This window comes from Yoonia sp. (assembly GCF_036007805.1).
Lineage (GTDB): Bacteria > Pseudomonadota > Alphaproteobacteria > Rhodobacterales > Rhodobacteraceae > Yoonia.
In genome coordinates, this window is sequence record NZ_DASYOK010000376.1 from 1 (window position 1) to 12,954 (window position 12,954).

The following is a 12,954-nucleotide window of genomic DNA, read 5'->3' on the forward strand; positions in this document are numbered from 1 at the left end:
CCGAAATCACCGCGCAGCAACCCTGTGACCCAATCGAAATACCGCGTCACCACGGATTGATCGAGGCCCATTTCGGCGCGCAAGGCGGCGATTGTATCGGGGCGGGCGTTGACGCCCAGCATAAAGGCCGCAGGATCGCCCGGGATCACCTCGATAACCGCAAAGATCACGATGGAGGCCACAATCAGGCTGATGATCAGCGACGTCAGGCGCCCAAGCGCATAGCGGATCATAAGTGCTGCCTTTGGACGTACGCCCCCCGCAAGATTTTCACGGGGGGCATTGCTTTAGTTGCTCCAGCTGACGCCGGTGAGGTCAACGGCCGCTGTGGGCTGGTTCACCCACAGCCCTTGCAGCCCTGCCTTGGCGACGGTCGCCACGGCCAGTTCAAAGAGATACCCGTTCACGTAGTCCTCTGAAATGATCGCTTGCGCCTGCGCCAGAAGGTTGCTGCGCATCGCAGGGTCTGTGGTGGCGTTCAACGTTTCCATCAGCGCCTGAAACTCGGGGTTGTCGTATTGGAAATAGTAATCGGGATTGGCGTAGATGCCGATATCCATGGGCTCGGTGTGGCTGACGATGGAAAGGCCAAAGTCCTTGTTTGTAAAGACCTCTTCGATCCACTGCGCCCATTCAAGGTTGGTAATTTCCGTCTCGATCCCCACAGCACGCAGCTGGCTGGCGATGATCTCGCCGCCGCGGCGGGCGTAGGATGGGGGCGGCAGTTTCAGGGTGGTGGTGAAACCGTCAGCAAAGCCTGCCTCGGCCAAGAGACTGCGTGCAAGGTCGGGGTCGTATTGCGAATTTGCCAGCAGATCGACGTAGTCGGGGTTATGGGGGGCAAAATGCGTGCCGATCGGTGTGCCATATCCGAACATCGCGCCGTCGATGATCGCTTGGCGGTCAATCGCGTGGGCTAGCGCCTTGCGCACGCGGACGTCATCGAAGGGCGGCATTTTGTTGTTGGTCGACAGGATCGTTTCGCCCTCGGTATTGCCGACAAGGACCTGGAAACGCGGATCGGCCTCGAATTGCGGCAGGTTTTCAGGGGCAGGGAAACCAACAAAGGCGTCCACATCCTCGGCCATCACCGCAGCAAAGGCGGCCGTCGGGTCCGAGATGAAGCGGAAGGTCGCACTTTCCAGCGCAGGGGCCGGACCCCAGTAATCAGGGTTGCGTGTCAGCTCGAGCCGGTCGCCCTGTACCCAATCGGTGAAGGTGAAAGGGCCGGTGCCGATGGGGTTTGACGCGATGTTTTCAATGCTTTCAGGGGCCACGATTACCGCATCGCCCCACGCCATGTTGAATAGGAAGTTGCCGTTGGGCTGATCCAGCGTGACCTGCACGGTCAGCGGATCAATCACGGTCACATCGGCGATGCCTGCAAAAAGGGCCTTCTGCGCATTGGTGCTGTCCTCGGCGCGGGCGCGATCAAGGCTGAATTTCACATCCTCGGCGTCCATTGTGGTGCCATCGTGAAAGGTGACACCGGCGGCAAGGTTAAAGGTATAGACCAGACCGTCGTCGGAAATATCCCAGCTTTGGGCAAGGCCACGGATGATGGCGCCATCGGCGTCAAACCGTGTGAGGCCCTCGAACACATTGGCGTAGAGGACGCTATCAATCGCCTGTGCCGCCCCGCTTGTGGGGTCAAGGTTCGGCGGTTCCAGCTGGATCGCGACGGTGATGCTGTCTTGGGCAAGCGCGCCCGAGGCGCAAAGAACGATGGCGGTGGATGCCGCGAGTGTTTTGAAATGGTGCATGATGCTCCCCCTGTTGTCGAAGGTGAGTGTTTACAAAACGGGGGGGCAATTCAAGTACTGCTTGCGGGTGACGTGATGTCGGGAAGAACCCCGACCTACGGTGTCAGTATTTTTGTCAACGCCCCCGCCATCACCTGTGCGCTGTCCATCATGTCATCCACACCGATGTATTCGTCGGGCTTATGTGCCAGTTCCAGTATCCCCGGTCCGTAGGCGATGCAGTTTTTCAGCTTGCCGATCCGGTCGATGTGTTTTTGGTCGTAGGTCCCGGGTGAGGCCACGAATTCGGCGGGTTTTCCCAGCACTTTCTCGATCTCGGCGGCGATCACCTGCACCACGGGGGCATCGCGATCGGTCATGCTGGGCAGGACCACGTTCATTTCGCGCAGGTCGTAGTCAAAACGGTCACGGTTTGCTTTTAGCCCTTCGAGCAGGGCCTTCACCTCGCCGCGCACGTCGTCGATGTTTTCTTCGGCCAGAAAGCGGCGGTCGATCACGATGCGGCAACTGTCGGGCACGCAATGGGCCGGCAGTCCGGTATAGTCGTCATCCTGTTCGGGTTGCCCGCCGTGGATCGAATTGATGTTCATGGTGGAGGACCGCGCCCCTTCGGGCACGACGGGCATATCGGTGTGCCGTGCGGCCATTGCGGGATAGAGTTTATCTTCAAACTCACCCAGCACTGCCCCCATGTGCCGCACCGCGCAATCGCCCAGAAAGGGCATAGAGCCATGGGCGATTTCACCGAAAGTCTCGATTTCCGCCCACCAGCCGCCGCGATGGCCAAGGCAGACGCGGTCCTTGTTCAAAGGTTCGGGGATAATGACGTGTTGCACGCGGGCGGGGTCGAAATAGCCCTTTTCGGCCAGATAGGCGACGCCGCCATAGCCGCCGGATTCTTCGTCCGCTGTGCCGGAAATCTCAATCGCGCCGGCGAAGGTGGGGTGGGTCGCAAGGAACGCCTCGGCGGCGATGATTGACGCGGCAAGCCCGCCTTTCATATCGCAAGCCCCGCGCCCGTAGATTTTGCCATCAACCAGTTCACCGCCAAAGGGGTCTTTGGTCCAGCCATGGCCGACCTCAACCACGTCCGTGTGACTATTGAAGTGGACACAATCACCGGACTGTCCGCCTTCGCGACGCGCGACGATATTCCAGCGGGGGTATTTGTCGCTATCGCCCGGTGTACCGATGGCGCGGATCAGTTCCGTTTCAAACCCCGCCCCCCGCAAGCGCCGGTCCAGATAGTCGCAGATTGCACGGTAATCACGTCCCGGCGGGTTGAGCGTGGGAATGCGGATCAGGTCCTGGGTCAGTGCGATCAGGTCATCGCGTCTTTCGGTGATGGCGCGCGCAAGGTTAGCGCGGTGTTTGGTCTGTGTCATGGTCCGAGTATTCGTGTTTCGGAGGGAACAGACAATGGTGTGATTTTGAAATTACACAGTGCGGCCACAAAAGAACCGCAGTGTATCGCCATGTTGCATCCCGCCTGCTATGCCAAAGGGCGGAAGATGATGGAGCGCAGAAGCGTGGAATTGACGTCAAATGTGAAGGTCGCGGTTCTGATCCCGTGCTATAACGAGGCCAAGCCGATTGGTACTGTCGTTGCCGATTTTCGCGCGGCGCTGCCCGCAGCCGACATCTATGTTTATGACAACAACTCCACCGATGGTACAGCCGAAGCCGCCCGCGCGGCAGGTGCGATTGTGCGGGTCGAAACCCAGCAGGGTAAGGGCAACGTCGTGCGCCGGATGTTTGCCGACATTGATGCAGATGTTTACGTCATGGTCGATGGTGACAATACCTATGAAGCCAAGGCGGCCCCTGCGCTGATTGACAAGCTGCTTGATGAAACGCTTGATATGGTCAGCGGCTGTCGTGTGACCGAAATCCAGGAAGCGTACCGGCCGGGGCACCGTTTCGGCAACTGGATGCTGACCGGCCTTGTTGCCGGTATTTTTGGCAAGCGCACCAAGGATATGTTGACCGGTTACCGCGTCTTCTCGCGCCGCTTTGTCAAATCCTTTCCGGCGCTATCGCGCGGGTTCGAGATTGAAACCGAGTTGACCGTCCACGCGCTGGAACTGCGTATGCCAATTGCTGACGTGGATACCGCCTATGTCGACCGGTTGCCTGGCTCTGACAGTAAACTGAACACGATCCGGGATGGGTTCCGCATTCTGAAAATGATAATTTTGCTGGTGAAAGAAGAGCGCCCTTTTGCCTTTTTCGGCAGCGTTGGCGTGCTTTTGGCGCTGCTTTCACTGTTGCTTGGCGCACCTGTTGTTGTCGAGTTTGTGGAAACCGGCCTCGTGCCGCGGTTCCCCACGGCGATCTTGGCCTCGGCGATCATGGTGATTGGTGTGCTGTCCGTGATTACCGGTCTGATACTTGACACTGTCACGCTTGGACGCCGCGAGATGAAGCGGATGGCCTATCTCGCACTGCCAGCACCCGCTAGGCGCTAGGACTGATGCGTTCCGAACTCATCGCGCAGGTGCTGCGGTTTGGCGCAGTTGGGGGCGTTGGTTTCGTCGTTGATGGCGGGCTGCTATGGCTGCTGATCGGGCTTGAGTACAATCCTTATCTGGCACGCGCGCTTTCCTTCCCCGTTGCTGTTATCGTGACGTGGGCATTGAACCGCAACTGGACGTTTCGTGCGACACGTGATGCCAGCAGGAAGGGTCAGTTTCGACGGTACTTCGGGGTCCAGATCATGGGTAGCCTGACCAACTATCTGGTTTATTCCGCCGTCATTGGTGTGTTTGGTACGGCATCTCTTACCATCTTCGCGGGCTTTGCGCTGGGCTCTTTTGTTGGGTCGTTGCTGAATTTTATAGGGGCGCGTCATGTGGCGTTTCGGGTCTGACCATGATGTCCGTTCAACGCGAAACGGACCCGGACTTTGCAAAGATTATCATTGTTTTGTCCCGATGTTCTGCAAGACTCGCCCCACACCAATTGTTGAGTGACTGATTGAAATGAAACCCGTACCTCTGATCAAATTCTGCCAGCAAAGGCCACTACTTGTTGTGCTGATTGGCGCGATCACGATTGCAATTGTAAAGGCTGTCTTTGATGGCCTCAGGATGGAAGAAAACTTCATCTCCATGGGCAATGACGACATCATGCGTTTGGTCATGGTGCGTGACTGGATGGCCGGACAAAGCTGGTTTGATACAAGACAATACCGGTTGATGCCGCCCGAGGGGGTTTTGATCCATTGGTCCCGCTATATTGATGCGGGGATTGCCGCGTTCATCCTGCCGTTTTCATATTTTCTGCCGATGGAAAAGGCTGAATTGATTGGGGCCGCGATCTGGCCGACGGCCATCCTGATCCTGACACTTCTTGTTGTGGGATTTGGGACCAAGCGGATTTTCGGGCCAATTGCGGCATGTTTTGCAGTCCTGTGCACGATCTTGTGGCCTTTGCTGAGTGACCTGCACTCACAAGCCGGAAATCTGGACCACCACAACATTCAAGTCCTGATGATGGTCATCTTTGTCTATGCGGTTGTTTGGCCCGACCGGCCGATTGCTGCGGGGATCGCCGGGGGGCTTGCTGCGGCTTTCGCGCTTTCAACGGGCTTGGAAACGCTGCTTTTCATCGTTGCGGGGGGTATCGTTCTGTTCGGGCGTTGCGTATTCGATCCAAGGCCCGAAACACAGCGTCTAATGGTTGCTTTCTGCCTTGCTTTGGCGGCGGGGAGCCTTGCTTTCTGGCTTGGCCTGACATCGCCCGCTTTGCGGGTCATGCCTGTCTGCGATCAGCTGGGTACCCCGATGCTGAGCGTCATTACAATTGCGGTTGTGGCCACTCTGCTCCCATTGGCGTTGCGCAACCGCGTACCGGGCTGGACTTTTCAGGTTGGTGCCACGGCGTTTCTGACGGTGATCGGAATTGCGGTGGCCTGGCCTCTGCTTGGCCCATGCCTACGTGGGCCCTACGGCGATCTGCCTCCGGAGCTGCAAGAAATGATCGCAACCCGTATCACCGAAGCAAAACCTTTTCCCATCTACATACAAACCCATAGTGCCGCTGCCTTGGCTTTCATTATTCCCGTGATTACAGCGCTCACCACTGGATTTTTCCTCTGGTGGTCCCGGCGTGGCGCGTCAGGAACCGGTCAAACAGAAAACGCGATTCTGGGCCAATTGTTACTTCTTGGGGTGTTCGGTGTCGGTCTGCTTTTTTTGCAAATGCGGACGGTGTATATGGTTGCGTCAGTGGTGCCAGCTATTGGCGGCCTTTGCCTTACTGTCTTGCTGAACGGCTACTTACAAACGCGTCACCTCGCCAAGGCGGCTCTTTTGTTTCTTGTGGCAATTGGCATCAACGCACCGCAACTTGTTTTGGCGCCGTTGTGGCCTGCCACCAAAGGGAGTCCGACCCAGAGAGAGGGCGCTAAATGTCGCAACTACGAGACGCTTCTGGCATTGAATGAGGTCCCGCCCGCTGTGATCCTGAACAGCACGAACATGGGCGCGCCTTTGCTTTGGGTGACCCATCATAGCACGCTGGCAGCGCCCTATCATCGCAGCCCTGATGCTTTCATGAATGGTGTTTTGGGCTTTGATCTGGAAGAGACGGCGTTTGAGAACCTTGCCAGGGAACAGGGTGCCACGCATGTTTTGCTTTGCGCAGGTCAGACATATGTCAGTGATTTTCTGACCGGACTGGCGGCTGGTGACGTTTCCGTCGCGTGGTTGCGCCCTGTCCCCCTGAGCAATGACGAACAGCTTCTTTTTGCATTGCAGGACTAGACTGCGCTTTATCCTGTCGTTTTTCGCGAAGAACTGCGTGAAATAGCGTTGCGCTTGGCGCGTGTCGGTCGTTTAGATGTGCGCCAGACGTAAGGCGGGATTGCATGACATATTTGTTGGGTGTCGACACTGGTGGCACATATACCGATGCGGTGATTATTGATGAAGCACAGGACAAGGTGCTGGGTTCTGCCAAGGCGCTGACCTCGCGGCCTGATCTGGCTGTCGGTGTCGGATCAGCCATTGATGCGGCAATTGCACAGGCTGTGGTCAAACCTGCCGACATTGCGATGGTGTCGCTTTCTACTACCCTTGCGACGAATGCCCTTGTCGAGGGTCAGGGTGGCCGGATCGCATTGATCGCTATCGGTTTTGATGACGCCGATCTTGCGCGCGCCGGTTTGACCGAGGCGCTGCGCGGCGATCCGGTGATCCGGCTTGCGGGCGGTCATAACCATGCAGGCGGCGAGGTGGCACCGCTTGATCTTGCAACATTGCACGCGGCCCTTGCCGATCTTGATGGGGGCATCACCGGATTTGCCGTTGCCGCCAGTTTCGCGACGCGCAACCCTGCCCATGAAATCGCCGTGCGCGATGTGTTGCGGCAGACCACAGGCCGACCTGTCAGTTGTTCGCATGAGTTGAGTCAGGCACTTGGTGGGCCAAAACGGGCGTTGACGGCTGTTCTGAACGCGCGCCTGATCGGGATGCTGGACCGTTTGATCACTGCATGCGAGGCGCATTTGACCGCCGTGGGTATCACGGCGCGGTTGATGGTTGTGCGCGGGGACGGGGCCTTGGTCTCTGCTGATCTGGCGCGCGAAAAACCGATCGAGACAATCCTGAGCGGGCCTGCCGCCTCGATTGCCGGTGCCAGTTGGCTGACAGGCGAAACCGATGCCTTGGTCAGCGACATCGGCGGTACGACAACGGATGTTTGTCTGCTGCGCGATGGCCGCCCCAAGATCGACCCGCAGGGCGCGCGTGTTGGCCCCTTCCGCACGATGGTCGAGGCGGTTGCGATGCGCACGACGGGCCTTGGTGGTGACAGCGAGGTGCATGTGGTTGAGGGGCTGGACGGCGGGCTGCGGTTGGGGCCGCGCCGGTTGATGCCGGTCTCTTTGGCCGCGCTGCACTATCCTGATTTGGTCCGTGCGGTTCTGGATCGTGCCTTGGCGCAGGATATTCCGGCGGCGGATGGCGGGCAGTTTGTGATCCCGCTCTGGCAGGATATGCCAGCGGGTTTGGACAAGCGCGAGCAGGTTGTGGCGGCACGTCTGGCAGAGGGGCCACTGCGCCTTGGCCATGCGGTGCAGTCACGTATGGAAAGCCCTGCATTGGGGCGGTTGGTCGAGCGTGGTCTGGCTATTCTTGCCGGGGTGACGCCCTCTGATGCGTCGCATGTTCTGGGGATGGTGGATGCGTGGGATGCGCAGGCAGCCGAAAAGGCGCTGACGCTTTTTGCCCGCAGGCGCACTGGTGCGGGCACGCGGGTGGCCGAAAACGGAAAGGTGCTGGCACAGCAGATTATAGATCAACTGACCTCGCAGACGGTGGATTGCCTGTTGCAGGCGGCCTTTGCCGAGGATGATCTGGATTGGTCCGATCCTGCAGCACTCGCCAAGCATCCGCTGAGCATGGCGGGGTTGGACCGGCATAGTGGTGTGGTGCAGATGCAGTTGTCTTTGGGCGTGCCGGTGATTGGTCTCGGCGCTTCTGCGGCGGCCTATTATGGCGCTGTGGGTGACCGGCTTGGCACGCGCATGGTGCTGCCGGAACATGGCGGTGTGGCCAATGCCATCGGGGCGGTTGTGGGGCAGGTGCGGATGCAGGCCACGGGAACTGTCACAAGTGCGGGTGAAGGGTCTTTTGCTGTGCATCTGACAGACGGACCCAAGATATTTGCGAACCGTGATCAAGCGCTGGGCGTTCTTGAGGCGGCTCTGCGGCAAGAGGCCGAAGGATTGGTGCGCGCGTCAGGGGTAGAGGAAATCCGCTTTTCCGTGTCGCGCGACATTTCTGAAATCACAGTTGAAAACAGGGCCATGTTTATCGAGGCCACCCTGCGGGTCGAGGCCAGCGGCCGCCCGCGTATCGCAACCAGCTAGTCCATTTGTGACAGACTTCGCCTTATTTTTCACATTGTTGTCAGGCAGATTGCGCCAAATGAGTGCATCGGTCACAACAAGCCATCTTGAGAGGGACCCGATGCTCGACCGTTACGCACGTCAGTTGATTGACCCGCCGTTGAACCTGATGGGTCGCGGGTTGGCGGCGCGTGGAATTAGTGCAGACGCTGTTACACTGATCGGGCTCGCACTTGGGCTTTTTGCCGCGCTTTTGATCGCCTTGGGCCAGTTTGGTTGGGCTTTGGTGCCGCTCTTGGCCAGCCGTTTGGCCGATGGCCTTGATGGTGCCGTGGCGCGGGCAACGCAGAAAACGGATTTCGGCGGATATCTGGATATTGCAGCGGACTTCTTGTTCTACGGCGCCATTCCGATGGCTTTCGTGCTCTACGATCCTGCGACAAACGGGGCGGCAGGGGCTTTCCTTCTTGCTTCGTTCTATTTCAACGGGACGAGCTTTCTGGGCTACGCGATTTTGGCCGAAAAGCATGGTCACAAGACCGATCTGCAGGGGCAGAAGACGCTCTACTATTCCAACGGGCTTCTGGAAGGGACGGAAACGATTGTCTTCTTCCTCCTTCTTTGCCTTTTTGAAACTTTCTTCGCGCCACTTGCGTGGCTCTTTGGAAGCCTGTGCTTCGCAACGGCGATCCTGCGCATACTCGCCGCTAAACGTATCTATACTGACTGAAGGACGTAACATATGAAACATCTCGCCATTCTGGCAGCTTTGCTGGCCCCGGTTCCCGCGCTTGCAGATATCGACGTCAGCAATTGGGACGCTGTCACCGCCGAGGCCGAAGGCCAAACGGTGTACTGGAACGCATGGGGCGGCTCTACGACAACCAATGATTTTATCGCGTGGGTCGGTGAGCGCGTGATGGAAGAGTATGGTGTCACGCTTGAGCATGTGAAGCTGACAGATACCGCAGATGCGGTCACACGCGTGCTGTCTGAAAAGCAGGCGGGCGAGGATGATGACGGCGCGATCGACATGATCTGGATCAACGGTGCGAATTTCGCCGCGATGAAAGAGGCCGATCTTTTGTTCGGCCCTTATGCAGAGGCCTTGCCGAACTGGGCTTTGGTCGATGTGGAAGGCAAGACCGTGCAAACCGATTTCACTGTGCCGACCGAAGGCTACGAGAGCCCATGGGCCATGGCGCAGGTGGTCTTTGTGCATGATACCGAGGATATGCCAGAGCGTCTGGGGTCCATGCAGGCCTTGCTGGAATGGACCCAAGCCAACCCCGGGCGGTTCAGCTATCCACAGCCGCCGGATTTCCTCGGCACGACATTCCTCAAGCAGGTTCTGGTCGATATTCTGCCTGATCCGTCTGTGTTGGCTGCGCCTGCCACGGACGAGAACTATGCAGATATCACGGCCCCGCTTTGGGCCTATATGGACGAACTGACGCCCAACCTGTGGCGTGAGGGCAAGGCCTATCCGCCGACCGGCACCGCCATGTTCCCGCTGATTGCGGACGGCGAGCTGGATTTGTCGATTTCCTTCAGCCCCGGTGCGGCTTCGACTGCCATTGCGAACAACGAACTGCCGCCAAGTGTGCGGACCTTCGTGTTGGACAAAGGCACCATCGGGAACGCGTCTTTCGTGGCGGTGCCTTACAATTCGGGGTCCAAGGCCGGTGCCATGGTGGTTGCCAATTTCCTGATGTCGCCAGAAGCGCAGGCGCGCGCGCAGGATCCTGCGATCCTCGGCTATGGGACCGTGTTGAACATGGATTCTTTGTCGGATGATGACCGCGCGTTATTTGATGCGCTTGAGCTGGGTATTGCGACGCTGTCGCCTGCCGAGCTCGGCACTGTGCAGGACGAACCGCACCCAAGCTGGGCTACACGGATCGCGGATGATTGGGTCACACGCTACGGTGTTTCGCAGTAGCCCGTGTCGAAAGTAAGTGAACGCAGCCCCGGACATGATCCGGGGCCTCGCCGTTGCCGTGGGAGGTCCCGGATCATGTCCGGGACTGCGTCGCACCAGATATGAACCGTCGTCGTTTCCTTCCCGTCCTGCCGATCCTGACCTTGCTTGCCATGCTGGGGCCGGTGGCGGCCGGTCTGTGGGGGACGGTGCTACCGGCCTTCGGGCATTTGCCTGCGGCGGGACTGGCGGGACCGTCGCTTGATCCGTTTCGCGATCTGTTTGACTGGGCGGGCCTGCCAAGGGCGGTGATGCTATCGCTCTCGACGGGGGTGCTGGCGACGGGCATTTCATTGGCAATTGTTGTGCTGGTTACCGCCGGCTGGTCCGGTACGCGGCCCTTTCGCGCGCTTGAGCGGTTGCTCTCGCCGCTTTTGTCGGTGCCACATGCGGCAGCCGCCTTTGGTCTGGCTTTTCTGATAGCGCCGTCGGGGTGGTTGTCGCGGCTGGTATCGCCCGGCCTGACAGGCTGGGAGCGTCCGCCTGATATCCTGATCGTGCAGGATAGCTGGGGCCTGACGATGACGGCAGGCCTCATTATCAAGGAAGTGCCGTTCTTGCTGTTGATTACGCTGGCTGCCCTTGGGCAGGCCGATGCGCAACGCAGCACGACGATTGCGCAGGCGCTGGGCTATGGGCGGGTGACAGGCTGGCTGAAGACCGTGTTTCCACGTGTCTATGCGCAGATCAGACCGCCGGTTTATGTGGTTCTGGCCTATTCGATGTCTGTGGTGGATGTCGCCGTGATCCTTGGCCCGAATACGCCGCCGCCCTTGTCGGTGCAGATTGTGAAATGGATGTCTGATCCTGATCTGGCGATGCGGCTTGAGGCGGCGGCGGGTGCGCTGTTGCAACTGGGCCTTGTGGTCGCTGCGTTGATCTTCTGGCGGATTGGTGAGGTGATCGTGGCCTCTCTGGGGCGGCGCTGGATCGCTAAAGGCAACCGTGGGCGCTTAGATCCGGTTGTGGCGCAGGCTGCGCTTGTGGCGGGCGGGAGTTCGGCGGCGGCTGTCCTTTTGGGACTGGTTGTCTTGGTGATCTGGTCTTTTGCGGGGTTCTGGGGGTTTCCGGATGCCTTTCCTGATGGCTGGACCCTGCGCAACTGGATGCGCTTTGGTCCCGGCACGCTAGAGGCTCTGGGTGAAACGGCCCTGATCGCCTGTACTGTGGCCCTTGTCGCGCTGATCCTGACGATTGGCTGTCTTGAGGCCGAGTACCGCTATGGTCTGTCGTTCAGCCAGCGCGCGGTCTGGTTGTTGTACCTGCCGCTGCTTATTCCCCAAACGGCATTCCTGCCGGGGTTGCAGACCTTGATGTTGAATATGGGGGCCGATGTTGGGCGATTGCCGGTGATTCTGGCGCATCTGGTGTTTGTGCTGCCTTATGTTTTCCTGTCCCTCGCTGATCCGTTTCGTGCGTGGGATACGCGCATGGGCACGATTGCCGCAGCTTTGCGGGCCAGTCCTGATGGTGTGCTGTGGCGCGTGCGTCTGCCGATGCTTTTGCGTCCGATCCTGACCGCATTGGCGGTGGGTCTGGCAGTGTCGGTGGGGCAGTATCTGCCGACCTTGCTGATTGGCGGGGGCCGTGTGGCGACACTCACAACCGAGGCTGTGGCGCTGGCCTCGGGTGGCGACCGTCGCGCGATCGGGGTTTACGGGTTGATGCAGACGGGGGCGGCGCTGGTGCCATTTGCCCTTGCACTGCTGTTGCCGGCGCTGATCTGGCGCAACAGAAGGGGATTGCGGCATGGATAAAGGTCTGGTGCTGAAAGACGTGACGATCACCAAAGGCGGCGCGCCGCTCTTGTCGGTCGCGCAAGAGATCGCGCCGGGCGAGGTGCTGACGATCATGGGCCCCTCCGGTGTCGGCAAATCGACCCTGCTGGCCTTTATCACAGGCACGCTTGCGCCCGATTTTGTAGCCTCGGGCGAGGTCTGGCTGGATGGCCAGAACATCACCCATGCGGCCCCGCATCAGCGCAGGGTCGGGATCCTGTTTCAGGATGATCTGCTATTCCCGCATCTGTCGGTCGGGGCCAATCTGGCCTTTGGCCTGCAACCCGGTGGTAGCCCTGCAACGCGCAGAGCAAAGATTGAAGAGGCGCTGGATGAGGTCGGCCTGAGTGGTTTTGCAGACCGTGATCCCGCCACGCTGTCTGGCGGGCAGAAGGCGCGCATCGCACTGATGCGGATGTTGCTGTCGGAACCCTGTGCGCTGCTGTTGGACGAGCCGTTTTCGCGGCTGGATGCCGCCCTACGCGCGCAGGTGCGCGAGATGGTATTTGACCGTGCCCGTGCAAGGGCGTTGCCGGTGTTGATGGTGACCCATGACGTGGATGATGCGCAGGCGGCGGG

The 12,954-nt window shown here is 59.2% G+C and carries 10 protein-coding genes and 1 pseudogene; 8 read left to right on the top strand and 3 right to left on the bottom strand.

Annotated elements, in window-relative coordinates:
- The 3 genes and pseudogenes from VGP75_RS19910 to VGP75_RS19920 all read right to left on the bottom strand — a co-directional run.
- Positions 1–233 (bottom strand): annotated as a pseudogene (locus tag VGP75_RS19910) (ABC transporter permease); the annotation flags it as partial.
- Positions 234–287: 54 nt separating this feature from the next.
- A complete protein-coding gene (locus VGP75_RS19915) occupies positions 288–1,763 on the bottom strand; it encodes an ABC transporter substrate-binding protein (RefSeq protein WP_327545310.1) in 1,476 nt (491 codons plus the stop codon).
- 95 nt (positions 1,764–1,858) lie between these two features.
- Positions 1,859–3,148, bottom strand: coding sequence for an acetylornithine deacetylase/succinyl-diaminopimelate desuccinylase family protein (locus tag VGP75_RS19920; protein ID WP_327545311.1), 1,290 nt, complete (start codon positions 3,146–3,148; stop codon positions 1,859–1,861).
- Positions 3,149–3,274: 126 nt separating this feature from the next.
- On the opposite strand from VGP75_RS19920, the gene VGP75_RS19925 reads away from it, so the two are divergent.
- From VGP75_RS19925 to VGP75_RS19960, 8 genes are all read left to right on the top strand, one after another.
- On the top strand, positions 3,275–4,231 hold the full coding sequence (locus VGP75_RS19925; RefSeq protein WP_327545312.1) for a glycosyltransferase family 2 protein: 957 nt from the start codon (positions 3,275–3,277) through the stop codon (positions 4,229–4,231).
- Between the two features lie 5 nt (positions 4,232–4,236).
- Complete coding sequence (locus tag VGP75_RS19930; RefSeq protein WP_327545313.1) at positions 4,237–4,632, top strand: GtrA family protein; 396 nt, start codon at positions 4,237–4,239, stop codon at positions 4,630–4,632.
- Positions 4,633–4,744: 112 nt separating this feature from the next.
- Positions 4,745–6,529 (top strand): hypothetical protein, encoded by a 1,785-nt coding sequence (locus VGP75_RS19935; RefSeq protein WP_327545314.1) that lies wholly within the window; start codon positions 4,745–4,747, stop codon positions 6,527–6,529.
- Between the two features lie 104 nt (positions 6,530–6,633).
- Positions 6,634–8,637 carry a hydantoinase/oxoprolinase N-terminal domain-containing protein gene (locus VGP75_RS19940; protein WP_327545315.1) on the top strand — a complete coding sequence of 668 codons (2,004 nt, stop codon included), beginning with the start codon at positions 6,634–6,636 and terminating at the stop codon, positions 8,635–8,637.
- Positions 8,638–8,737: 100 nt separating this feature from the next.
- Positions 8,738–9,346 carry a CDP-alcohol phosphatidyltransferase family protein gene (locus VGP75_RS19945; RefSeq protein WP_327545316.1) on the top strand — a complete coding sequence of 203 codons (609 nt, stop codon included), beginning with the start codon at positions 8,738–8,740 and terminating at the stop codon, positions 9,344–9,346.
- Positions 9,347–9,358: 12 nt separating this feature from the next.
- Positions 9,359–10,558: an ABC transporter substrate-binding protein gene (locus VGP75_RS19950; RefSeq protein WP_327545317.1), complete on the top strand. Its 1,200-nt coding sequence runs from the start codon at positions 9,359–9,361 to the stop codon at positions 10,556–10,558.
- 101 nt (positions 10,559–10,659) lie between these two features.
- Entirely contained in the window at positions 10,660–12,354 is a 1,695-nt protein-coding gene (locus VGP75_RS19955) for an ABC transporter permease (protein WP_327545318.1), read from the top strand.
- Positions 12,347–12,954, top strand: a 608-nt coding sequence (locus VGP75_RS19960) for an ABC transporter ATP-binding protein (RefSeq protein ID WP_327545319.1), incomplete at its 3' end; no start/stop codon positions are given. The genes VGP75_RS19955 and VGP75_RS19960, both read left to right, overlap by 8 nt.

Excerpts from the sequence above, each read along its gene's own strand:
- VGP75_RS19915 (WP_327545310.1), bottom strand. The coding sequence starts at position 1,763 with ATGCACCATTTCAAAACACTCGCGGCATCCACCGCCATCGTTCTTTGC.
- VGP75_RS19920 (WP_327545311.1), bottom strand. The coding sequence starts at position 3,148 with ATGACACAGACCAAACACCGCGCTAACCTTGCGCGCGCCATCACCGAA.
- VGP75_RS19925 (WP_327545312.1), top strand. The coding sequence starts at position 3,275 with ATGATGGAGCGCAGAAGCGTGGAATTGACGTCAAATGTGAAGGTCGCG.
- VGP75_RS19930 (WP_327545313.1), top strand. The coding sequence starts at position 4,237 with ATGCGTTCCGAACTCATCGCGCAGGTGCTGCGGTTTGGCGCAGTTGGG.
- VGP75_RS19935 (WP_327545314.1), top strand. The coding sequence starts at position 4,745 with ATGAAACCCGTACCTCTGATCAAATTCTGCCAGCAAAGGCCACTACTT.
- VGP75_RS19940 (WP_327545315.1), top strand. The coding sequence starts at position 6,634 with ATGACATATTTGTTGGGTGTCGACACTGGTGGCACATATACCGATGCG.
- VGP75_RS19945 (WP_327545316.1), top strand. The coding sequence starts at position 8,738 with ATGCTCGACCGTTACGCACGTCAGTTGATTGACCCGCCGTTGAACCTG.
- VGP75_RS19950 (WP_327545317.1), top strand. The coding sequence starts at position 9,359 with ATGAAACATCTCGCCATTCTGGCAGCTTTGCTGGCCCCGGTTCCCGCG.
- VGP75_RS19955 (WP_327545318.1), top strand. The coding sequence starts at position 10,660 with ATGAACCGTCGTCGTTTCCTTCCCGTCCTGCCGATCCTGACCTTGCTT.